The following is a 23,688-nucleotide window of genomic DNA, read 5'->3' as shown; positions in this document are numbered from 1 at the left end:
GCGAAAAATCTACTTAACAGTCAGCGTCGTTCCGACAATTTCAACGACTAATTTAGTAAGGCCCCTCGTGGCTGGCCCAGAAATCAAAGCACCATCAGAGCTAAAGGTAGACCCGTGTGCTAAACACAAGAATGATAAATTAGTACTAAGGTACTCTACCGTCGCACCAGCATGAGGACAAACGGAGGACACGGCTAAAAAGCTTAAGGCCGTATTTCCTGTTGCTATTCGAATCAAAATGATCCCATTTTTAGCAATAAACTCATTAACACCCCGCAATTCCGAGTCTAAATTAACCTTAAACGCATTACTCACAGGATTTGAATTATTTCCTCCTGATGGCGTATTAGGTGTGGGTGCCTCGTTACTCGAACAAGCTGCGGCTAAACACGAAACACATACAGCGGCTAAACCACCCGAGACGGTATTTAAAAATTGCTTTCTTTTCATTTCATCTGTTTTTTTAAGTAAACAAAACGAATGAAAATTTGTTTGAAAAATGCCATTAAATCGTAAAATTAAAATAAAATGAGACTGTTCCATTTCGATCCAATAAAACTGAATTAATTTAAAAATCGAGTTCGCTTAAAAAAGAGGCCCCTATTGCTAGGGGCAAGTGCAGGAATATAAGGTTCTAAAGCTGAAGATAATTTTACTTTTATAGCTTCTCCTCCAGAAAAAAACAGATAGATATTATTACAAAATTTCTTATTTTTAGTTTTTCCAAAATATCATAATTTGAGTGCCTCTAAAACCCCTATTAAATACACTTATGAAAAATAATCGTAGAAAATTCATCCAACAAGTTGCCCTAGGTGCCGCGGGAATCAGCTTAGGAAATATCCACAACGCTTTTAGTGCGAAAAGTTATTCCCGAATTGTGGGGGCAAACGACCGCTTGAATATTGCTTTAATGGGCTGTGGCCGTCGGGTAAGCGCCTATTATGCCGCATTAAAGGATAAAAATAATAATGTAGATGTGGCTTATATCTGCGATGTAATGAAAAAGCAACGCGAAAAAGTGGGCCGTGATTTGCAAGGGAAAGTGACTGGAAAGGCTACTTTGGTAAATGATATCCATGATGTTTGGAATGACCAAAGTGTCGATGCCATCTTCAATGCAACTCCGGATCATTGGCATGCGCCAGGTACTTGGATGGCCATGCAAGCAGGCAAGCACGTATACATCGAAAAACCATGTAGCCAAAATCCACGCGAAGGGGAATTACTCGTGGCCTTCCAAAAAAAATACGGCAAAGTAGTACAAATGGGAAACCAACAACGCTCTGCTAAAGAATCCCAAGAAATCATTGCTGAAATTCATAATGGAGCCATCGGCGAAGTGTATAAAGCACTCGCTTTCTATTCGAATGAACGTGGCGAGGTGCCCATCGAAAAAAAGGCACCTATCCCAGAGGGATTAGATTGGAACTTATGGCAAGGTCCAGCACCGCATCGCGAATACACCTCAGAAACATGGGATTATAATTGGCACTGGTATGGTTGGCATTGGGGAGCAGCTGAAACGGGTAATAATGCAACGCATGAATTAGACGTAGCTCGTTGGGCATTACAAGTAAAATACCCAGAAAAGGTAGAAGTAGAAGCGGCGAAACGTCATTTCAAAAATGACGGCTGGACCATGTACGACACCATGGACGCAACTTTCCGTTTCCCTGACAATAAAATTATCCAATGGGACGGTAAAAGCCGTACTGGCTACAAAACCTACGGAAGCGATCGCGGAACCATTATTTATGGAAGCGAAGGTACCGTTTTTGTAAATAGAGACGGATACACGCTTTTTGACCGCAAAGGAAAGAAAATAAAAGATAGCAAATCATCTGGTTCAGAAGCAGGGAATACCCTAGGGGGTGGTGGAGACATGACGGATACGCATGTGGCTAATTTCTTCAACGTCATTCGAGGCAAAGAAGCGAAATTAAATTCACCCATCGAAGAAGGCGCCATCAGCCAAATGATGTGCCACTATGCCAATATTTCGTATCGCATCGGGAAATCATTCCAAGTGAACCCGACCGACGGCCATATTTTGGATAAGGATGGCATGAAGCTTTGGGGTAGAGAATACGAAAAAGGCTGGGAGCCGAAATTGTAAATAAATAAAGGCCCCTGTTTCTAGGGGCCTTTCTATCCTTTTTTCTTAATTTATTTAATAACTGGAGCCGGTAAAGCATCCATCTTGCGCAAAAATTCCCGCAGGATTCGGTTGTATTCTTTGGGATTATCCTGCATCGTGCTGTGAGCAGCTTGAGGAATGAGTTGGAATTTTGCACCCGGAATTAGACTCGTAAAGTAGCGCACGCTAGATGGCCTTGCTTCATCGAATTCGCCTGCAGTAAGGAGCGTGGGCAACTTAATCTGAGTCAATTCCTTTAAGCGATCGTAATTCAATAAATTTCCAGTGGCTGTAAATTCACTTGGCCCCCACATAAACGTGTATACGTTTTCCCCGAAGTACTTTGCCGCAGTATCCTTCTGAGATTTGCTTTTCTCACTACGTCTGACATAGGCTTTATAATATACTTTCATAGCCTCCTGATAGGCTTCATTCGTGAAATTATGCTGTTTTTCACTCTCCTTTATGGAGGTTTGAATCGCTTTAGGTAGGGTAGCAATTAAGGTATCGGCATCATCTGTCCAAATTTTGGTACTAAATAAAGGACTAGAAAAAATCAATGCCTGAATGCCTTTAGGATATTTTAAATAATAATCTAGTCCCAGCATCGTTCCCCAGGAGTGCCCATACAAATAAAATTGGTCTAGTTTAAGAGCTTTTCTTACTTGTTCGAGTTGCTCCACATTCTTCTCAATAGTCATGAGAGTCGTGTCCGTAATGCGAGTCGAGCGACCACAGCCTAATTGATCAATGAAAATGACGGGACGCTCATCACTTAATTCCTTTAATGGATCTAAATAAAAACTAGATGATCCCGGTCCACCATGCAATAAAAGAACAGGAGTTCTATCGCCTTCTCCATGAATTCTATACCAAATCTTCCCTCCTTCTACCTCAATAAAACCCTCCTTTGGCTGGGAAGATGTGCTGCAAGCATGCAAGAAAAAAAACAGGATTGATCCAATGAAAAGCGATAGGGCAACAACTTTATTATTCTCCATAGCCAGGTTTAGTTTTCGAACCAAAAGTTAAGCTATTATTAATTGAAATAAAAAAAGCCCCTATTTCTAGAGGCTTTTTTTATACTGAATAACTAATTTATTCTTTACGCGGTTTAACAAACCCATCGCAATAAACAACTTTTCCATTTTCAAATCTGAAGGCATCAAACCATAAAAGTTTTTGAATGCTACCATCTGGCAATTCCGCATCTGCTTGATCCCAAATATTTACCCATTGGTGACCGTTTTCACCAACGGTTGGGATAATCCCAATTATTTTAAAATTCTTGATATTAATGGCTGAAAAATTCTTTTTCATAAAATCAATTATAGCCGCTTTTCCTTTTAAAACGGATCCGTCTTCATTATTAAAAACAGCGGTATCAGAAATAGCTTCTTCCAGCTTTTTAAAGTCCTTTGCAAATATGGCTTGATGGAGTTGCTCCGCTAGTAATACATTTTTTTGATCCTCTATCTTAAAGTTATCCGTATAAGTGGGTTTGTAAATGTGTTCAACAGCAGTGGCTGTTTCTTCTTTTTTTGCTTCTGAGCAAGCGAATAACGCCGCTGAAGCTAGAATTGATAATAATAACTTTTTCATGATAGTATAATTTAGTTTAGAATATATTTATAACAAATATAAATATCTTTTTGAAACTAAAAATAAATATCAATAGTAATTTACTTTACTCCTTCCATTCAATCGGAATGACTACTTCGTTTTTTCTGCTCCAAAATTGATAGGGAGCATTATAGCCTAAAAAGGTGTATTCTCCAGCCACTTTTATTCCTTTTTCTTGAATTAACTGCAGTAATTGATCACGCTTTTCCTTTATTTTTTCATCATCCGCATATCCTCCAAAACTAATAGCTGCCACATATTGCGGGCTAGATTTCACGATATGAACTCCGGAATCATTGGGCTTAGGCAAATCAGATTCTTGGTATTTTTCAGGCATTACAAAACTCATGGTAGATCCTTTATCAGTCATTTCCATTCGAACAGGCGCCGTCATGGCAATGCTCTGCTTCTGTTCATTACCTCCAAAAATATAGCCGGCTAATTTCCTGAACCCACTACTGGCCACTGACTTGTAATCTGTTCCTTGACTATAAATTTTGGCAAATGTCGCAGACGGATAAAAACGAATTTCAAATTGAGATTCCGAGAGAACTAGTCTGTATTTTTGGTTTTCCGTTTCGAGACTACTACTCACCACTTTATAGGAAAGTATCAGTAGAAATAAAAAGCCAATGCCCGCAACGATGTAAAATGATTTCATGAAAATATAAGTTTAGCATATATAAAATCTAAACTAGTGAAACTTTGCAATAGTTCAGAAACATGAAAACTTATTTCATTTTTAACCGTATTTCACTTACTTTAATTGTTGATAATAAGCTATACCTCTCCTATGAAAACATTAGTAATTGCCGCGCTTTGTAGTTTAGCATTCCTATCAGATGCCAAGCCAAAAAAAGAAAAATGGATTCCATTATTTAATGGCAAAAATCTGAAAAACTGGACAGTCAAAATTCACCACCATGAAGTAGGCGATAATTTTGGAAAAACCTTTCGAGCAGAAGACGGGATGATCAAAGTGCGCTATGATCAATATGATCATTTCAATGAGCGCTACGGACATTTGTATTTCGACAAACCTTTTTCTAATTATATCCTTCGATTGCAATATCGCTTTACGGGACTTTGGCGAAATGATGCACCCATTTATACAGAGAGAAACTCCGGTGTGATGTTTCATTCTCAAGACCCGCATACCCTACTTAAAGAACAAGATTGGCCCATCTCAGTTGAAATGCAATTCTTAGGTGTTTTAGCCGATGGTAAACCAAGACCCACCGGAAACATGTGCTCACCAGGAACGGACGTCGTATATCAAGGCAGAATCGATCCCCGTCATTGCATCAATTCAAGCTCGAAAACGTATGAAAATGAACAATGGATTACGGTGGAATTAATCGTTCGTGGGGATTCCTTAGTAACGCATAAAATCAATGGAGAAACGGTTTTGGAATATACCCAACCCCAAATAGGAGGTGGCGTAGCCAATCGCTATAACCCCTCCCTGAAAATCGATGGCAAATTATTAAAAAGTGGATTCATTGCGCTTCAAAGCGAAGGTCAAGAAATCGATTTTAGGACTATTGAGCTGCTGGATTTATCGAAAGAATGATAAAATATTCTACTTTAAAAAATAATTAAGAGTTTGGTTTACCTCTTTTGAGGAAGTGCACTCAATAGAATTTTGACAAAACCATCCATCGATTTATCCTCTATCCACCTGACCACTGCCACTAAATCGTTTTCTTGATCCACATAAATAGCATTAGTTCCATTTCCCAAATGCGCAAAAGCGGTGGCTGGAGCTGATGGATACAGCTTATTGTCTGTATTAAGGTAGTAATTCATGAAACCATAGCCCGTGTTAGCCGGTGTAGGTGTCATAGACTTACGAATCCAGTCTTCTGATAAAATTTGCTTGCCATTCCAGTTCCCTTTTCGCAAAGTCAACAAGCCAAACCTTCCCATATCATAGGTATTGATAAACATACCTCCCCCAAAATGTCCTCCCCCACTTACCGATTGAATCATCTTACCATCTACTATAATCCACGCATTTTTATAGCCCGCCCAAACCCAGGTATTGGACGCTCCTATGGGATTCATGATGTTTTCTCTCAATACTTCAGGTAAGGGTTTACGCCAAACTAAAGTCGCCGCTAAGGTTAATGCATTCACCCGCGTATCATTGTATTTAAAAACAGAACCCGGTTCGAATCTTTTCCGAGTCGTCCATTCCGCGGATTTATCCGATGGGCGATCAGCCCAGTCCGGCTTACCCCATAACACCCCTTCCCAATCACTGGTTTGTCTCAAAAGATGATCCCAACTAATCTTACGGTTGTGCTCGGTTTCGAACGGATAAATAAAGGACGTTTTAGTTAGCGGATTTTCGTTTGCAAGCACCTCTGCGGTGGCTACCTCAACAGGCGGCAAATAAGTGTAAACTTTATCATCCAACGAACTAATTAATCCTTTTTCGTAGGCGAGACCAACTACTGAAGAAACAAAACTCTTAGTCACACTATGCGTCATCTCAACAGATGAAGGATTCCCCCACTCCGCAATGATATAGCCTTTATAAATAATAATTCCGGCTGCAGGACCTCGATCTGCCATAGGCCCGATGGGATCAGAGAATGGCTCCTTCCCAAATTGCATCGCCTGCGAAAGCCACAAGTTTTTAGGTTGTGTTGTTTCATGGGCTTTGGCAAAATCCACTGCCTCCTTCACTTTATTCGTATCTATGTTGAAAAAAGCGGGGGACTTATGTTCCCAGTTTTTTGCTGAAGGATAATAGATTGCTTTCTGAGATACGGCACTAAAAGCGACTAGTAATAATAAAAGCGATAGGTATTTATTCATAGGACTTACTGGTGCATGTTATACAGAAGCGTCTGAATTTTAAATTCATTGCCCGATTTAACGAATAAAAATACGTCCACCCCTTTGTGTGAGAATTTTCCATTGAGATAAAATTCGTAGGGAACCCAAGCGGTCGCAATTTCGTGATCAATTAGAATTGGTCCCCAGGAAAGTACGCGTTCATCCATATCGCCTTGTTTTCTGGACAAAACACTTTGGACAAATTTCGAAATGGGTACTTCTCGTACGATAGTACCTTCCGGTCTAAGCTGACTCACATTCAAAAGCGCATTAGTTGTAAAACAGGACTTTAGGGCCACTGTGTCCACTGCCTTCATCGCAGAAAAAGTTTTTAAAATGACTGCTTTGATTTGATCTTCGTCCTTGGTTGGATTTTGGCCAAATAAAAAGAGGGGACTCAATAATAGAATTATTACACCTTTCATATTTTAAATAGTTTGTCTAAATAGGTAGCTAACGCGTGATCTTTCTCCGTCACCTGATTTCCCGAATCGTGAGTACAAAGCGTTACCGTTATTCGATTATAAGTATTCGTCCAAGTAGGGTGGTGATCCGATTGAGAAATAAAGGGAGCGGCACTTTGCATGAAAAACATGGCCTCTTCGAATGTCTTAAATTCGAAGGTTTTGATAAGGGTATTATTTTCTTCTTTCCAGTTATTCATTTTATTCAAATTTTAAACAGACAAGTTCTTGCCTTTACGATTGAAAACATAGTCAATTTTTAGAACGCTATTTTTTTAGTTGGATCAATTCTCAGCCAAAGCAAACCGCCACAAATAACAACAACGCCAATGATACGAACCGGGATATCCCAGCTGCCCGTTGCCGTTAAAATATAACCAAAAGCAATCGACATAATGGTTGACCCTAATTGGCCAGCCATCCCCATGGCCCCAGCCACAGCACCTGAATTTTGTCCACCGATATCTGCTGATGTTGCCCAAGAAACCGGCAAGGTAAAGTCCTTAAATGCTAGACCAAAAGCTAAAATTACGATGGACACCATCGGGTCTGTGATATAAGTAGAAGTCAGCATGCAGCATCCTGACATCACTAATCCAAACATTCCCACCGAACGTCGACCCCATTTCAAGCCCTTTTTACGTGCAATGAAATCGGATAAAAAGCCGCCACTGAAACAACCGATAGTACCTAAAATAAAGGGCAAGGATGCCAGGAATGCGATATGTGCATCATCCACCCCTTTGCCATTTTTTAAATATTTAGGCATCCAGGAAAGATAAAAATAGGCCCCATAAAGTAGGCAATGGTACATGCTCATTAATGCCCAAACATTAGGCGTTTTAATGATCTTCAAAAATACCTGAAGATTGTTTTGGGGACTTTTTACTTCGCGACCTAATTCAATATGCGCTAATTCTGATTCTTTAATACCAGGCATGTCCTTAGGTTCATTTTGGAACCATAAAACCCAAAAAATAGCCCAAATAATTCCCACTACTCCAAAAATATAAAACACATAACGCCATCCCCAAATAGACATGATATAAATCGAAAAGAATGGCGCTAAGGCAGCACCGATGCGGCTAGCTATCCAAATAAAAGACTGGGCTCGACCCGCTTCCTGCTTCGGAAACCACCTCGCAACAACGATCGTTGCGTTAGGATACGCTCCAGCTTCCCCTAATCCGAATAAAAATCGGATGATAAATAACATGGTAAATGAATAGGAGAATCCCGTCAGAATAGTGAAAACTGACCAAGAAAGTACGATTCTAAATAGCACAGATTTAGGCCCTTTAAAATCCCCCCAAAGACCCACGGGTATCTCAAAAATTCCGTAGGCAAAGGCGAAGGAACCCATGATCCAGCCAAATTCTTTTTCACTTAAATGAAGGTCCTGAGTTATTTGACTTCCCGTAATCGAAATGGAAGTTCTATCTAAATAGGTAATGATGGAAAACAAAGCTAATACGAACAATACCCAAAATCTTTTTTGCATTATTCATTACTATTTTTGCAATAATACAATAAATAATTTTAAAAATACAACGTTCGACTAATCCTCCTTCTTCACTATCGGATAGACAAATGCTGCCCGTGTAGGTCCAGGAAATGGCACATGACTTCCTTTCAATCCATGCCATAAGACTAAATTAAAGGCCACATCATTATTCGTATCTTCTTTGTCAAAATTAAATAACTCTGATCTGCGTTGCCACTCGTTGCGCGCCACATTTCTACCTCCTAAATCTATCTTAGGAATGATGGCTTTGAAATCAATCGGTCTTGCAACTGAATCAAAACTGCGCCACATCGGCATAGCAGCGGCATCATATTGCGACATTGGATTTAATCCCAAAATCAATTCCATCGTCCGCAACATCGAACTGGTTGTGTATGCGGTGTGATCTACGTAATTACGTTTCACAAATCCACCAGCCACATAAGCGGTGCTGCGATGGGCATCCACGTGATCCGCCCCGTTTTGGGCATCGTCCTCAATCATAAACACCACCGATTCATTCCATATCGGACTATTTGCCAACGTTTCAATTAATTGTCCCACGGCTAAATCATTATCAGCTACGTGTGCATAGGGTGTAGGTCTACCTAAACGCAAGCCTTCCGTATGGTCATTTCCTAGGCGTATGGAATTAAATTGCGGAACCCGATTTTCCTTCACCATCTCCTGAAATTCCGTTTTCCAAATACGTAAACGCGTCGTATCCATAATCGCTAAACTATAACTCGGAAATGTCGGGTGAAAATGTTTATCTAATACCGAAATTGCTGGTTTATTTCCGGTCATAAATTCGCCATAAGTCCGGTAGCTCACCCCATAACGATTACATAAATCCCAAATATATCCGCTCTTATTCATCACGGCATTCTTTTCAGGCTCCCCATAAATTCCGCCGCCTTTTCCACCATAGCTCGTAGGCCAGTTTTTCTCCATAAAATCCGTAGCATAGGCTCCCATAGACCAATGATGACCATCTGCACTCACCTCAGCATCCACATAAAAATTATCTAGCAACACAAATTTCTCCGAAATAGCGTGTTGATTTGGTGTATATTTTCTGCCAAATAATAACAAAGTAGTATCTCCATTTCCGGTTTTTATATCTGATAAAACCTGGTCGTATGTTCTATTTTCCTTAATCACATAAAACACATATTTGATGGGGGATTTTTGGCCTACCTTCATCGGAATAGGAAAACCCGGTGCGTCTTTATCTGCTAATTCCGCCTTCGCTGGATTGTAGGACGCATTGCTATAAACAGCTTTAGAATACCCAGCCATATCCACTGCACTAGGCGAAGGAATAATACTCATCGTCCCTTTGAACAAAGAACCGATGTATTGCACTTCTTTAGGCGCATTCATATCGCCCTGGTGCAAATTCACTTCCTCCCCATTTTTTATAGGACGAGGGCCAAAGGGGTTCGCATAGGACGTATTTCCCTTCCCATTCGTCACCCAAATCTTATCCGCAATAAATTTCACATTGGTAGGAAACCAACCCACTGGTATAAAACCCATCGGCCTGCTTGATCCCGTTACCGAAATATCATAAACAGCTAAGCAATTGTTATCCGCATTCGCCACATACAATCTTTTCTTCAAAGGGTCAATCGCTAATCCATTAGTAGTCGATCCAGAAGGTGAATTCGGATACAAGGCCACATCTAATGTTTCGATCACTTTTTTCGTAATTAGATTGACCACTGACACCGAATTGTCATTCGCATTACATACATATAAGAGTTTGCCGTTTGTTGAAAGCAACATCTCATTCGGGTTATCCCCTACTTTTACGGGCGATTTCCAAGTAGCATTTTCTACATCAAACACCAATACCTGATCGCAACCCCAGCATGAAATATATAATTCTTTTGCATCTGGACTCAAAACACTCATATATGCTTCTGCATCTAAACCTAATTGCTTATCGATTTTCTGGGTTTTAGCATCGATAATATATAGCGACCGATTGTCGCGAGTTACTACGTATATTTTTTGGCGTTTCTGGTCAAAGGTAATTCCAGCCGGGCCCACCCGATTAGGCCAAACTGCACCCAACACAATTTCATCTTTTTTAACTAATTTATTTGCCTTGATTTCATAGCGCACCACCTTATTATCATGGCCACCCGCTGCATATAAAAATTGATCGTCTGGACTGAAAGCAAGTCCGTACCAGGCTTTGGGAATAATTACGGTATCAATCAATTTTTCAGTTTTCACATCAACTAACATGATGCTGTGCGCACTTACCCCATTATTCGTTACCGCCACATACTTTTTATTATGGCTTACCGCCATATTTAAGGGCAAATCTCCTAAAGAAAAAGACTTCCCCGCTGGGCTTAATTTCCAGCCATTAGGCAGAGAAACCACAGGGGACATTTTCTGAGCTGAAACGTAGAAAAACGTTCCCAGAACCAAGCCGAGCACATAAATAAATCGCATAATTATAGGTTTTTTAAATGACCAAATTACGCATTTTCGTCATTCCGCAGATAAACTAATGATTAAATTTAGGTAAATCGGAGTTTTATTTATGCCTAAACCAGCAGTCGATGCGGTCATTTTCATAGGCTTTAAAAAGCGTATTAACGGGGGCTCCGTGGCGTAAATTTGCATTGAATCGTGTTCTGGCCAGGTAGTTGAATGCACCCATATCTCCTGTATACGCCGTTTTATTACTGTGATTATAGGTTTCATGCAAGGCGCATAATTGCTGCAAAAAGTCCATAAAAAGCGGAAATGCGCCGCCAAAAACACCGCAGTTTAAAAGTGCTTCAGAAGCAAACCGTTCCTCATAAGCAGCATAATCAGGAATTTGTGCTCTTAAATGCTCTGCATGAGCTAGCATCCACTCATTGTTAAGCGTTTTAGGCTCATCCCCGCAGAAAAGTGAGCCAGGATTCGAGGTAAAAAGAGGATGAATGAAGGGATTTTGCGCCAACGTCACATCTGACACATCCGTCACAAAAACGCCCTGAACCTGCATCATCTCAGCTAGATAATCACGGTACACGAAATAGCGGAAAACATTCGGATTAAAAGCTTGATTATAGTCAATTCGAACGAAGGAAATGTGCTCATTTTCATAGAGCGCACAAGTTTCATCCGAAAAATTATTATGAAAAATGACACCTTTCAAGTTCGAAGCAGTCACTGATTCCGCCCATTCCCGAACGAATTCGTAGGAATCATCCGCCAAAGTCATGTTCCGATTCACATCATACACACCCGTAATGTGGCAAGCTAAAACAAGATGTTGCATGATTAATTAGCGTTCAACAGAAGTTCTTGCTTCAATAAGGCGCAGGTGCTGTTCGGATTATTGCGGTAGTAAATGTAGGATCTTTGGAATACCTTCTTCGTTTTAAACAAAGTTTCAGCACGTTCATAAAAGGCAGAATCAGCAGAGAATCCCCCCTTGAAGTCGATGCTTTTGAACACTTTTTGATGGCCAAATAAGGTCCCAAAAAGCACCGCATCATCCAAATGAATCGGCTTACTTAAATCATTTTTATCAGGAACATAATAATCTTCCACCGTATCCACCACCGTTTCCGCAGTGGAACAAATCAGATCCACATGTTCAATCTCCTGTAAACAAGTGCTCAAATGATAGGGTTTGTACTCGTCATCACTATCTAAAATGGTGATAAATTCCCCCACACTAATTAATACTCCCCGATTAATGGATTCCGCTTGGCCGCGGTTACTATGGCGAATGTAGATGATTTTTTCTTCGTGCGCCTCCACATATTCTAGCAAGGCTTTGCGGTCATTTCCCTTACTTCCATCGTCGATGATGATCAGTTCGAAATCCTGAAAATCTTGCTGTAAAACAGAATCAATGGCTCTTTTGGTTAATTGAAAGTCCGTATTATAGACGGCCATCAACACCGATATTTTTACTTTTTTAGGCATGATCTGCTAATAAGTTCCACCAAAATAGGCTTTAACGGAGGCAAATGTAGTCAAATATTACTATGTTTAAGAAAAAAAACGATGAACAAACTATTACTAATTGCCCTATCGATTTTTACCCTTTCTTCCTGCATGAAAAGCGGAGAAACGGTGTCTAACTACTTCTCCTATCCTGACAGCCTAGAAGCTGGTGGGGTGAAAATGATTCCTATTCAAACGTCTGCTGGCACTTTTAAGGTATGGACGAAGCGTTTTGGGAATAACCCTAAGATCAAAATCCTTTTATTACATGGTGGTCCAGCGATGACTCACGAATATATGGAATGTTTTGAGACGTTTTTCCAAAGAGAGGGCTTCGAATTCTATGAATACGACCAGCTGGGCTCCTATTACAGTGATCAACCGACGGATTCTACCTTATGGAGAACGGAACGATTTGTGGAAGAGGTGGAGCAAGTGCGCAAGGCAATCGGTGCAGATTCGTCTAATTTTTACATTGTAGGAAATTCATGGGGCGGCATTTTAGGCATGGAATATGCGCTGAAATATCAAAAGAATATGAAGGGTCTTTTAGTTTCTAATATGGTGGCAAGTGCACCAGAATATGGAAAATATGCGGAGGAAGTATTAGCACAGCAAATGGATCCGACGATTTTAGCTGAGGTTAGAGCGATTGAGACAAAAAAGGACTTCGGAAATCCACGTTACATGGAATTGCTTATTCCTAATTTCTACCACGAACATATTTGCCGTCTAAAAGAGTGGCCAGATGCCATAAATCGCTCCTTTAAACATGGAAACAGCTCCATTTATGTCCGAATGCAAGGACCGAGTGAATTTGGAATTAGTGGACTTTTGGAAAAATGGGATATCAAAAATCGCTTAAAAGAAATCACGGTTCCTACCCTGATGATCGGGGCGAAATTCGACACAATGGATCCGAAAGCGATGGAAGAACAGAGCAAATTAATTCAAAAGGGTTCCTACTTATACTGCCCGAATGGCATGTGGGATGACCAGAAAGTTTACATGAACGGCGTAATTTCCTTCATTAAGAAGGTGAATGGAGAGTAAAATAACTTCCTATGAAACTACTTGTCCTGTTACTCGGCCTTACGACTATTGTTAATGCCCAAAATTCAACCTCGCTGAAAGATGCGGTAACCTTCCCATTAGGCGCCTCTGTCAATCCTCGATTGCTTTCTGAAAATGAAGCTTACAGCAACATTGCGAAAAATGAATTAACCGGACTCACAGCCGAAAATCACATGAAAATGATGTTGATTCATCCGGCAGCGGATCGTTTTGATTTCGGGAAAGGAGATGAAATTGTTGCTTTTGCAGCGGCGACAGGCAAACGAATGCATGGGCACACTTTGGTTTGGCATAATCAGGTTCCACAATGGATGAAGGATTTTCAAGGGGATCAAAAAGCCTGGGAAGACCTATTAAAAAATCACATTCAAACGGTTATCACCCATTACAAGGGTAAAATAGCCGGATGGGATGTCGTGAACGAGTCCTTTTTAGATGATGGTAGTTTACGTCCTTCTCTTTGGGCAGATCATATTCCAGATTACATCGCTAAAAGCTTTCAATGGGCCCATGAAGCTGATCCTACTGCGGTTCTTTTCTACAATGATTACGGCCAGGATGGCCATCCTAAAAAGATGCAGGCCATTCTTAACCTTGTGGCTGATCTAAAAAGTCGTCAAATTCCCATTCACGGATTAGGATTACAGATGCACATCAATGTGGATTCAAAGCGCACAGAAATCGAGAACGTAATCGCACAATCAGTTCAAACAGGACTAGCCGTCCATTTTTCAGAGCTAGACGTTGCGGTTAATCCGAAGAATAATCCTGAATTCGTATATGATGAGAAAGCCTCAGCCGCTCAAATGGAACTATTCAAATTGCTTTTCAAAACCTACCAATCCATTCCGGCTAAGCAGCAGTATGGCATTACGTTTTGGAACATCTCCGATAAAGATTCCTGGTTGCGCGGTTATTTCAAGAGACCTAAAGAATTCCCCCTTTTATTTGACGATAATTATAATAAAAAACCAGCCTATTCCGAGATTATAAAACTTTTAAATAAGCTAAACTAAGCGGCACCTGAGCTTTTGAATTCAAATTTTCGTCCTCTAAGTAATAATACTTGATGGAGCCTTTTCTCGCCTGCTTCAGGATAGCTTTAACGGCAATTTGACCCGTTCCTAAAGGCACATCATTTTCTGGCGAAGTCTTCACATCGAGGCCAACCGGTATGCCCTTTTTTAAATCCTTTACATGCATCAGTTTAAATCTCGAAGGATATTTCTTTAGATAGGCTAGTGGATCTTGCCCAAATTGATGCACCCAAAGGATGTCTAATTCAAAGGAAACATAATCCGGGTTTGTGTTTTGGATCAAATAATCATATAATGTTCCTTTCTCATAGGGAGTGAAATCATAGCCATGGTTATGGTAACTAAATTCAATGCCATTTTCCTTTAGTTTTTGGCCTACTCGATTAAAATCTTTCACTGCGACATCTGCCTGCTGAACAGTAAATTCTCCTTTATGCGGAATCATTCCCACTCGCACAAACTCAGCTCCTAGGATTTTTGCATCCTGAATAACCGCATCTGTTTTATTCGTCAAAGCATCGTAATAAACGCCATAACTCGTACAAACCATCCCACGAGCATCTAATAAAGCTCTCATTTCGGTTGCCGTTTTACCGAACAGATTTGAAAACTCGATATTGCGAATGCCCATCTCTTTAATGTAATCCAACGTCCCCGGCACATCCTTACTGAAATCATTTCTGAACGTAAATGAAACCACACCTGGGGTATCTTTGAGGGCTTTGCTGAATCGCTGCTGTGCGAAAATGGCTTGCGAAAGCAGAAGGAAGAATAGTAAACTACATTTTTTCATATTTTGCATAGGTTTATATCATTAAATCTACTAAAATACATTGGATTAAAAATAGGTAACAAAATGAAAAATAAATTACGATGGCTTTTACAAGCCGCTGGAGGCTTGATTCTAACGGGTAGTGGACTTTCCCTAGCCATCGACGCAGGCATAACAAAATTCCAAGGTGGGGACTGGTTTTACTACGGAACCGGAGCTTTGATCGTATTTCAAGCGGGCTTGTGTCTCTTGATAGACTCAACAAGACATAAATAAAATTTGAAAATAATAACAATAACAAAAATCATTGGTTTATTTAGTAGAATTATTTATTTCCATAATTCTATTGATGCTTACTACAAAGATTTACGACATAGCGATTATAGGTGCAGGAGCATCAGGATTACAGCTTCTATATGAAATTGTTCAAGCTGACCCCACTAATGAGAAGCAGATTTTACTCCTAGATTCTGGAGATCGTTCGACAAAAAGTTGGTGCTTTTGGGAAGGTGGAAAAAATCAATGTTTCCCTTTTTTAGTCGAAAAGTCTTGGGAATCCATGACCTATAGAACCAGTTCGGGGGAAACAATAAAATCGAAAATCCATCCACTGCACTATAAATACATTTCTTCAGAGCGATTTTTTACCTATTTTTTTACCGAATTCATTCCAGCAAATCCAAATATTACGTTAGTAAATAACTGGGTTCAAGAAATACAAGAAGGCGACGATTTACACTCTGTTATTTGTAATGATGGCTCCTCTTTTTATACCAATCGGGTAGCCGATTCTAGACCCTTAAAATCCGAGGACTCCTCCTTAATTTACCAACATTTTAGCGGAAAATTTATTGAGTTTGAACAGCCCATTTTAGACGAATCATCCATGACCTTAATGGATTTCAGCTTACCTGTTTCTACAAATGAAATGGCTGTATTCCACTATATTTTGCCATTTAGTCAGACCAAAGCTTTAATTGAAACGACTGTGTTTACAAAATTAGCCTATGACAAGGAGGCCTATGAGCGTATTTGGCAAAATTATATGGAGACTAATTACAGCTCCCAGAAATATAAAGTTCTTGCTGATGAGACTGGGACCATTCCCATGGGCGTTACTACTCAAAAAAGAGACGGGCGTGTTTTCACCATTGGTACAGCGGCTGGAAATATGAAAGCTTCTACAGGATATGCTTTTACCAGAATGCATGAGGATGCTACCTATCGAGCACAAAATCTTACTAAAAAAACGCCGAGCAGATTTCGTTTTTATGACAAAATGCTCTTAAAAATCATGCAAAATGAAATGAATAAAATACCTGCCGTAATGGATAGGCTATTTAGTCAAGTTCAAACGCCCAAGATTCTTCGCTTTTTAGACGATAAAAGTTCGTTGTATGATGATATAAAATTGCTTTCTAAATTAGATATTCCTCTTTTCATTAAGCACTTGTTTATATGAAAAACTATATAGGAGCTATCTTCACTTTCCTTTATTTAGGTGCCTACTTAATGGTAGGGCCTTGGTCGAGTACGATTGATCTGTATATAAGTGGCATTCTACTTCTTCTGACCGGAATACCCCATGGAGCTGGGGATCATCTAATCGCAAAAAAAATTGCTGATCGCCTTCACCTTTCCTTCCATTTAAAGCCTTTTATTATTTATTATGCGGGTATTATGGCTGCTTATGCAGTTCTATGGTATGTTTCTCCTCTGATTGCCTTCATTATTTTCATTGGAATTAGCGTCTTTCACTTCGGGGATATGGAAGATTTGGCGGCGGTGCAACCCAAGGAAACGCTATTAAATTTAGCTAGAACCATTTCCTTAGGCTCAGGCATCTTATCGTTTATACTTTTTAGTCATTGGAATGAAGTAGTTGAAATTATAAACCAAATGAAGGTTCCTATTCCCTCAAATATACCGTCCTACTTTATTTATTTTAGTCTGATTTTATTGATTTTAGGCTTTCAAAAGAAAAATTCTGCCTATTTTTTTAATACTTTTCTCACTTTAGTAGCGGGTTATTTTTTACCCTTAATCCCTGCCTTTATTTGCTATTTTTCTTGCTGCCATGCTATTTATAGTTTTATAGGTTTGAAAAATCACTTAGAAACCTCCTTCTTAAATTTATATAAAAAATTAGCCCCATTTTCAATAGGAGCGGTTTTTATGTGTTTGATTTATCTATTTTTGACAAGCAGCACATTACAGGTATATCCCATTTTTATATTCTTGTCCTTGTTAACGCTGCCACATTTTTTACTCATGCATAAATTAATTAAACGACCTAATTAAAATTTTATAACAATTTTTACTTTTTTTTAAATTTTTTTGTAATATTGAAACATTATTTCACACTTTATGTTTACCTTTTTAAACACTTAACTCTTTAACATTTATGGAAACATTAAACATTTTACTAGACGGCTCACTTGCTGCCGGAGATTACATCGGGTTCACCTTCTTTACAGGGTACATGTCGATGCTTGCTGCTTCTATCTTCTTCATCGTAGAAAGAGGTACAGTTAATGACAAGTGGAAAACATCATTATTGATTTCCGCATTGATTACATTTATTGCTGCAGTGCATTATTTCTACATGCGCGGTGTATGGTTAGAGACACACGAGTCTCCAACACAATTCCGTTACATTGACTGGACATTAACTGTGCCATTAATGTGTATCGAGTACTTCTTAATCTTAAAGCCAGCAGGCGCTAAAACAGGAATGTTAACTCGTTTACTATTCGGTTCTATCGTTATGTTAGTTGCTGGTTACATCGGAGAAGCAGTAGCTCCTGAGCAGAACATCATGTGGGGAATTATCTCTACGTTAGGATGGGGTCTAATCATTTATGAAATCTACATGGGTGAGGCTTCTAAATTAGCTGCGTCTTCTACGAGCGAAGCAGTAAAGTCTGGTTACAACGTTATGCGTTGGTTCACATTAGTAGGTTGGGCAATCTATCCAATCGGCTACATGATGTTACCAGGTAACTTATTATCAGGATTCTCTGGTAATATCGACTTAGCATACAATATTGCAGATGCGATAAACAAAATTGGTTTTGGCCTTGTTGTTTATACAATTGCGAAAAGTGCTACAGCTGCAGAATTAGCAAAATAATTTTTATTTCCAAAAGGAAGGGGATGGTCAACGATCATCCCCTTTTTTTATGCCCAAAATTTAGCTAGTTTAGTGACAAGCTAATCTTTTAACATGAATAAATACCTTTGGATTTGTTTGACTTTCGTAGGGTTGGAGTTGCAGGGCCAACAAATCACTTTCGATACGAAAAAAAAAATCCAAACGATGCACAGTTTTGGCGCCTCGGACTGCTGGTCGATGGCCATGATTGGAAAATACTACCCAGAGAGCAAAAAAAAGCAAATTGCCGAATGGCTATTCAGTCTTGAATCAGACCCACAAGGAAACCCAAAAGGCATCGGGCTATCCATGTGGCGATTTAATATTGGGGCAGGCAGTACTGAACAAGGTAAAGAAAGCAAGATTTCAAATGAATGGAGACATGCTGAAAGTTTTTTGACTAACGATAGTTACGACTGGGAGAAACAAAAAGGCCAACAATATTTTTTAGAAGCTGCTAAGCAATACCAAGTGCCCTACACGCTAGGATTTTTAAATTCCTCACCCGTCCAAATGACTAAAAATGGGCTGGCCATCGGCAGTGGTCGTTTAGGTGAATGGAATTTTGACACAACTAAAATAGATGCTTGGACGAATTTCTTAACCCATGTTTCCAATCATTTTCAATTCACCTATTTAAGCCCATTCAACGAGCCACAATGGGATTGGGGGCCTGGGAAATCTGGCCAGGCATCACAGGAAGGTACACCCATCAATAATTCAGATCTAGCTGTGGCCACTAGGAAACTGGCTCAGGATTTCCTTCGGACGAATACGAAAACGCGGATTGTGATTCCAGAAGCAGGACAACTCAATTATTTATATGATACTAAAAGCAATCGGCCGGGTCAAGATGGACAGATTGACAACTTCTTTAACGCTGAATCAGTTAATTATTTGGGCAATCTTTCGGCCGTAGAGCGGGTTATCAGTGGCCATAGCTACTTTACCACCTCTCCTGCAAGCAAATTAACCTCGACCAGACAAGAATTAAATAAAAAAGCAAAGGCTGCAAATATCGACTTTTGGCAATCTGAATATTGCATTTTAGGTGATAATGCGGGAGAAATAACCGGAAATGGAGTGGACCTAGGCATGAAAACAGCCTTATATGTAGCGAAAGTCATTCATTCGGATATTAATGATGGCAATGCCACATCGTGGAGCTGGTGGCTAGCCGTTAGCGCCAACGATTTCAAAGATGGGCTGATTTATACCTTTAATGGTTTAAATAAAGGTGAAAATGATAACAACAAATACGATGCAGATCTGTATGATTCGAAAACGCTTTGGGCACTAGGAAATTATGCTCGATTTGTTAGACCCGGCATGAAGCGAATCGAAGCGAGTATTCAACAGCCCGATTGCTTAATCACTGGATTTGCAGATAATCAATCGACTGTATTTGTGCTCATTAATTCCGGCAATGCATTTGAACTTCCGATTGGAGGCAAACAAGAAATTAAAACCTACACCACTTCAGACACGCAAAATTTAAGCTACCTTTCCGTTCGAAATGAACGCATCAAAATTCCAGGATCTTCGATAATGACCATCGTATTTGATTCAAAATACGGGATAGCATTTTAGGGTATTTTATGTTTATTTGTTGTAATTAATTAAACCTATCATCCATGAAAAAAATACTCTTATTTCTCTCGCTGATCGCTTTTAGCAGCTATGCAAAACCCACGGGCACCTATAAAATTGTCGTAGAAGGCTTCGACTGGAGTGCGGGGGTGAACAAAGTCATTTTATCACTAAACGACACCACCTCTAAAGTGAATGCGGCAGAATTTACCGTTTATGCCAGCCGTAAATTGAGCACAGGTCCTATCGCAGACCAAGATAACAAGCGAGAAATTGTAACAGCCTACGTTTCGGATGAAAAAGGTGCGCGTGTTCGTACCGGCAAAAACATTACCCTGGTTTTATCGGTAGGACCTCAATTGCCTATTAGCTCCCCTTTTCAATACCTAAGAAGTAAAGGAAATGTTTGGGTGGATTATTCCTTAACCATCGTACATCCTAAAACGGGATATGTATGGGATACGTCAACGGGCAAAATTATGCCTTTAATTGATCAATTTGACTTAACTGGCAAATACACCTATAGTGATAAATTGACGATGTCCTACGCGACGTTTACACCCAAAGTAAAGAAGGACAAAGCACCTTTAATCATCTGGCTACACGGCGGTGGTGAAGGTGGGACGGACCCTACGGTCCCTCTTTTGGGAAATAAAGCCGCAAACTACGCCGCCGAAGGTATCCAATCGATTTTCGAAGGTGCCTATGTCTTAACACCGCAATGCCCAGGCGCCTGGATGCAAAATGCACAAGGAGTGGGAACACAAGGAAAAGATAACGACATCTATAATGAAGGTTTAATGGCCTTAATTAAGGACTATGTCAAAGCAAATCCAGAAATCGACCCGAGCCGAATTTATGTAGGAGGTTGCTCGAATGGAGGCTATATGGCCTTGAAATTAATCTTCTTATATCCAGATTATTTTGCAGCAGGCTACATTAGTGCTTTGGCCTATAAATCAGAATACATCCCCGATAGCGATATTCAAAAGATAAAAAATGTACCTATTTGGTTTGTTCACTCTAAAGATGACCGAACTACCATACCTGACATTACAGTGGTACCCGTATTTGACCGTCTACGTAAAGCGGGTGCTAAAAATGTACACTTCACTTATTACGATCACGTGAATGATATCACGAATTTCTATGGAGGTAAAAGTTTCGAATACAATGGCCACTGGTCGTGGGTTTATCTTCATGAAAACCTACCCAGAACGGACTTAGATGGTTCACTAGTTCGATTGAACGGAAAGCCGGTTACCATCATGGAATGGATGGCAGCTCAGAAAAAAAGCAAATAAACTAATCTACATATGAAATTCACAAAACATTTAGTTATCCTTATTAGCCTCCTATTCGTAGGCGAAATCAGTGCGCAAGCACCTAAAATCGTTGCCGGCATTAATGTCGATCGCGTTAAACGATTAGAAAAATTTGTTCAATCCGAGATGGACAAAGGGAACATTCCTGGAGCTGTGACGATGATCATTCATAATGGCCAGGTGGTGCATCAGGGAGCTTTGGGATACAAAAACGTATCGACAAAAACACCCATGACGACGGACGATTTATTCTATATCCAGTCCATGACGAAACCCATCATCACTACAGCATTTATGATGTTATACGAAGAAGGGTATTTTAAATTAAACGATCCGGTTTCGAAATTTTTACCTGAGTTTAAAAATTTACGCGTCGCGCGAAGCATCAATGATGACGCTAACGCACCCACAGATTCCCTAAAGTCGGAAATCACCATCACCCAATTATTAAGTCATAGTGGGGGATTAACGCATGGTTTAAACCCAAACCCCGTTCAGATTAGATTCAGAAATGGCTATTTCAAACCAGGTATAAAAACAATTCAAGAGCGCGTAGCTAATATGACAAAATTCCCTTTAGTGGCTCAACCAGGAACTGAATGGAACTATAGCGCTGGCCCTGATGTACTTTGTGCCTTAATCGAAAAATTCACCGGAATGAATGCGAATGAATTTTTGAAGGCTAGAATTTTTGATCCTTTGGAAATGAGGCATACGGGTTATAATGTACCTAAAGAGGAGCAATCTAAGATTGTGGCTTTGCACACAAAGGGTAAAAATGGAACGATTTCCGTTGCTGCCTATCAGCCACCATTTGAAAATGTAACGGTTTGGAGTGGGGTGAATGGTTTATTCTCTTCAGTCGCAGATTATGCCACATTTTGCCAAATGATGCTGGCCGGCGGAACTTATAAAGGGAAGCAATATCTAAGCCGCAAAACAGTGGAATTAATGAACTCCAATCACACGGGTAACTTATACCCAGAATTGCCTGGAACGGGATGGGGTCTTGGTTTCGCCGTTGTCACCGATGGTCCAGCAACGAAAACGCCTGCCTCTAAAGGTTTATTCTTTTGGGGAGGAGCGAACAACACACACTTCTTTATTGATCCAAAAGAAAAGCTAATCGCCTTATTTATGACTCAGGAGAGTAATTTCACCTGGGAATACCACAATAGTCTACGCCAAATGGTCTACCAGACTGTGGCAGATTAACATAGGCATTAAAATAGAAAAGCCGGGCATCGCGACCCGGCTTTTTTTATGGTGCATTATTTATGGGGCTTTGTTTATGGGGCTGGAAATCCTGATTTTGCCAAATCCCGAAACAGCTTTTCTACCTGACTAATACCTGCGGCATCATTGATATCGAAATAACGGTAGGTCTCCAAATCCGTTTTGTGAATCGCATTTTCCTGAATGGCTCCTTGTGATTTATAGGCAGAAATCACCCAGTCTGCGACAATTTTATAACTCAATTTATCATTTTCTTTAAATCGAAACGCGCGATTCAACGTGAAGGTAGGTGCTCCCGATTTAATTTTAGTTTCTGGAAAACCGGCTAACTCTGTGAAATCAAGTGGCTTCGAACTTAAGGTCATGGGGCTACCTGCAATGATAATGGGTTTCTTAGGACCTTTAAATCGCTTTACTGCTCTTAATCCCATTAAAACAGCGGTTTTATGATGTCCATGCTGACCCGCATGTGGAAGCATAGTAATGACAAAATCGTATCCCTGATCTTTAAGTAAATTATCCATTCGACTTTCGACATAAGGAATATTCCAGTTTTTGCCCGAAATATAAGGAGTAGGATCCGTCGTATACCAATCATCTGGTTGCTCCATAAAATAGATATTACGCATCCCCATGATTTTAGCGGCGTCTAGGATTTCCTGCTTACGAATTAGAGGCAGGTGGTTTCTAGCCGTAACAGAATCCGTCAGATTTAATTTATAATACATGGCTCCTAACTGAGAATCAGCGAAACCGCCTCCCCCATCTGTCATCACTGCCATATCAACAGTTCCCTTTAATTCCTGTGTGATTTTAAATACGGTCACCGAGAATCCTGTTTCGTCATCCGGGTGTGCAGTCACGACTAATACCTTAGGGCCCTGAGCCTGCATTTGAAAAAATTCGACGCATAAAAAGCTGAAAATGAACGCTTTAATTAAAATATTTTTCAT

The 23,688-nt window shown here is 40.0% G+C and carries 23 protein-coding genes; 10 read left to right on the top strand and 13 right to left on the bottom strand.

From position 1 onward, the window contains the following. Positions 1–9: 9 nt before the first annotated feature. On the bottom strand, positions 10–450 hold the full coding sequence (locus tag ACST13_RS09615) for a Rieske 2Fe-2S domain-containing protein (RefSeq protein WP_459522980.1): 441 nt from the start codon (positions 448–450) through the stop codon (positions 10–12). Between the two features lie 322 nt (positions 451–772). Between ACST13_RS09615 and ACST13_RS09610 the strand changes: the two genes are divergently transcribed. Then, on the top strand, positions 773–2,119 hold the full coding sequence (locus ACST13_RS09610; protein WP_459522979.1) for a Gfo/Idh/MocA family protein: 1,347 nt from the start codon (positions 773–775) through the stop codon (positions 2,117–2,119). A gap of 50 nt (positions 2,120–2,169) precedes the next feature. On the opposite strand, the gene ACST13_RS09605 is transcribed toward ACST13_RS09610, so the two are convergent. From ACST13_RS09605 to ACST13_RS09595, 3 genes are all read right to left on the bottom strand, one after another. Beyond that, on the bottom strand, positions 2,170–3,141 hold the full coding sequence (locus ACST13_RS09605; RefSeq protein WP_459522978.1) for a proline iminopeptidase-family hydrolase: 972 nt from the start codon (positions 3,139–3,141) through the stop codon (positions 2,170–2,172). Between the two features lie 97 nt (positions 3,142–3,238). Continuing rightward, positions 3,239–3,742 carry a nuclear transport factor 2 family protein gene (locus ACST13_RS09600; protein ID WP_459522977.1) on the bottom strand — a complete coding sequence of 168 codons (504 nt, stop codon included), beginning with the start codon at positions 3,740–3,742 and terminating at the stop codon, positions 3,239–3,241. 85 nt (positions 3,743–3,827) lie between these two features. Then, complete coding sequence (locus ACST13_RS09595) at positions 3,828–4,424, bottom strand: SOUL family heme-binding protein (protein WP_459522976.1); 597 nt, start codon at positions 4,422–4,424, stop codon at positions 3,828–3,830. A 132-nt stretch (positions 4,425–4,556) separates the two neighbouring features. On the opposite strand from ACST13_RS09595, the gene ACST13_RS09590 reads away from it, so the two are divergent. Further along, positions 4,557–5,336 carry a 3-keto-disaccharide hydrolase gene (locus ACST13_RS09590; RefSeq protein WP_459522975.1) on the top strand — a complete coding sequence of 260 codons (780 nt, stop codon included), beginning with the start codon at positions 4,557–4,559 and terminating at the stop codon, positions 5,334–5,336. 38 nt (positions 5,337–5,374) lie between these two features. Here the strand turns inward: ACST13_RS09590 and ACST13_RS09585 are convergent, their stop codons facing one another. The 7 genes from ACST13_RS09585 to ACST13_RS09555 form a co-directional block, all read right to left on the bottom strand. Further along, positions 5,375–6,589 carry a serine hydrolase domain-containing protein gene (locus tag ACST13_RS09585; RefSeq protein WP_459522974.1) on the bottom strand — a complete coding sequence of 405 codons (1,215 nt, stop codon included), beginning with the start codon at positions 6,587–6,589 and terminating at the stop codon, positions 5,375–5,377. Positions 6,590–6,594: 5 nt separating this feature from the next. Continuing rightward, entirely contained in the window at positions 6,595–7,035 is a 441-nt protein-coding gene (locus tag ACST13_RS09580) for a hypothetical protein (RefSeq protein WP_459522973.1), read from the bottom strand. Further along, positions 7,032–7,274: a 4a-hydroxytetrahydrobiopterin dehydratase gene (locus tag ACST13_RS09575; RefSeq protein WP_459522972.1), complete on the bottom strand. Its 243-nt coding sequence runs from the start codon at positions 7,272–7,274 to the stop codon at positions 7,032–7,034. Before ACST13_RS09575 ends, ACST13_RS09580 begins: the two co-directional genes overlap by 4 nt. 59 nt (positions 7,275–7,333) lie before the next feature. Then, a complete protein-coding gene (locus ACST13_RS09570; protein WP_459522971.1) occupies positions 7,334–8,575 on the bottom strand; it encodes an MFS transporter in 1,242 nt (413 codons plus the stop codon). Positions 8,576–8,632: 57 nt separating this feature from the next. After that, a complete protein-coding gene (locus ACST13_RS09565) occupies positions 8,633–11,050 on the bottom strand; it encodes a bifunctional YncE family protein/alkaline phosphatase family protein (protein ID WP_459522970.1) in 2,418 nt (805 codons plus the stop codon). A gap of 85 nt (positions 11,051–11,135) precedes the next feature. Further along, the gene (locus tag ACST13_RS09560; RefSeq protein ID WP_459522969.1) at positions 11,136–11,870 is read right to left on the bottom strand and encodes a hypothetical protein; all 735 of its coding nucleotides are present in this window, start codon (positions 11,868–11,870) and stop codon (positions 11,136–11,138) included. A gap of 2 nt (positions 11,871–11,872) precedes the next feature. Next, positions 11,873–12,526 carry a glycosyltransferase family 2 protein gene (locus ACST13_RS09555; RefSeq protein ID WP_459522968.1) on the bottom strand — a complete coding sequence of 218 codons (654 nt, stop codon included), beginning with the start codon at positions 12,524–12,526 and terminating at the stop codon, positions 11,873–11,875. Between the two features lie 81 nt (positions 12,527–12,607). Here ACST13_RS09555 and ACST13_RS09550 point away from each other — a divergent pair, with 81 nt between their 5' ends. Beyond that, positions 12,608–13,600, top strand: a complete 993-nt coding sequence (locus tag ACST13_RS09550; protein ID WP_459522967.1) for a proline iminopeptidase-family hydrolase — start codon at positions 12,608–12,610, stop codon at positions 13,598–13,600. A gap of 11 nt (positions 13,601–13,611) precedes the next feature. Next, on the top strand, positions 13,612–14,637 hold the full coding sequence (locus ACST13_RS09545; protein ID WP_459522966.1) for an endo-1,4-beta-xylanase: 1,026 nt from the start codon (positions 13,612–13,614) through the stop codon (positions 14,635–14,637). On the opposite strand, the gene ACST13_RS09540 is transcribed toward ACST13_RS09545, so the two are convergent. Continuing rightward, the gene (locus tag ACST13_RS09540; protein WP_459522965.1) at positions 14,609–15,451 is read right to left on the bottom strand and encodes a sugar phosphate isomerase/epimerase family protein; all 843 of its coding nucleotides are present in this window, start codon (positions 15,449–15,451) and stop codon (positions 14,609–14,611) included. The genes ACST13_RS09545 and ACST13_RS09540 overlap by 29 nt on opposite strands. Before the next feature lie 328 nt (positions 15,452–15,779). On the opposite strand from ACST13_RS09540, the gene ACST13_RS09535 reads away from it, so the two are divergent. From ACST13_RS09535 to ACST13_RS09510, 6 genes are all read left to right on the top strand, one after another. Further along, positions 15,780–16,892 carry a lycopene cyclase family protein gene (locus ACST13_RS09535; protein ID WP_459522964.1) on the top strand — a complete coding sequence of 371 codons (1,113 nt, stop codon included), beginning with the start codon at positions 15,780–15,782 and terminating at the stop codon, positions 16,890–16,892. Then, on the top strand, positions 16,889–17,731 hold the full coding sequence (locus ACST13_RS09530; RefSeq protein ID WP_459522963.1) for a Brp/Blh family beta-carotene 15,15'-dioxygenase: 843 nt from the start codon (positions 16,889–16,891) through the stop codon (positions 17,729–17,731). Before ACST13_RS09535 ends, ACST13_RS09530 begins: the two co-directional genes overlap by 4 nt. 103 nt (positions 17,732–17,834) lie before the next feature. Then, a complete protein-coding gene (locus ACST13_RS09525; RefSeq protein WP_459522962.1) occupies positions 17,835–18,563 on the top strand; it encodes a bacteriorhodopsin-like in 729 nt (242 codons plus the stop codon). Between the two features lie 93 nt (positions 18,564–18,656). Continuing rightward, positions 18,657–20,174 (top strand): glycoside hydrolase, encoded by a 1,518-nt coding sequence (locus tag ACST13_RS09520; protein ID WP_459522961.1) that lies wholly within the window; start codon positions 18,657–18,659, stop codon positions 20,172–20,174. A gap of 44 nt (positions 20,175–20,218) precedes the next feature. Next, positions 20,219–21,478 (top strand): prolyl oligopeptidase family serine peptidase, encoded by a 1,260-nt coding sequence (locus ACST13_RS09515; protein WP_459522960.1) that lies wholly within the window; start codon positions 20,219–20,221, stop codon positions 21,476–21,478. A gap of 12 nt (positions 21,479–21,490) precedes the next feature. Continuing rightward, the gene (locus ACST13_RS09510; RefSeq protein ID WP_459522959.1) at positions 21,491–22,714 is read left to right on the top strand and encodes a serine hydrolase domain-containing protein; all 1,224 of its coding nucleotides are present in this window, start codon (positions 21,491–21,493) and stop codon (positions 22,712–22,714) included. 74 nt (positions 22,715–22,788) lie between these two features. Here the strand turns inward: ACST13_RS09510 and ACST13_RS09505 are convergent, their stop codons facing one another. After that, positions 22,789–23,688, bottom strand: coding sequence for a PIG-L family deacetylase (locus ACST13_RS09505; protein ID WP_459522958.1), 900 nt, complete (start codon positions 23,686–23,688; stop codon positions 22,789–22,791).

The sequence above is a fragment of the Aquirufa sp. A-Brett2-W8 genome (assembly GCF_054558755.1).
Note: the sequence above shows the minus strand (reverse complement) of the source record. Positions and strands in the feature narration are given on the sequence as shown.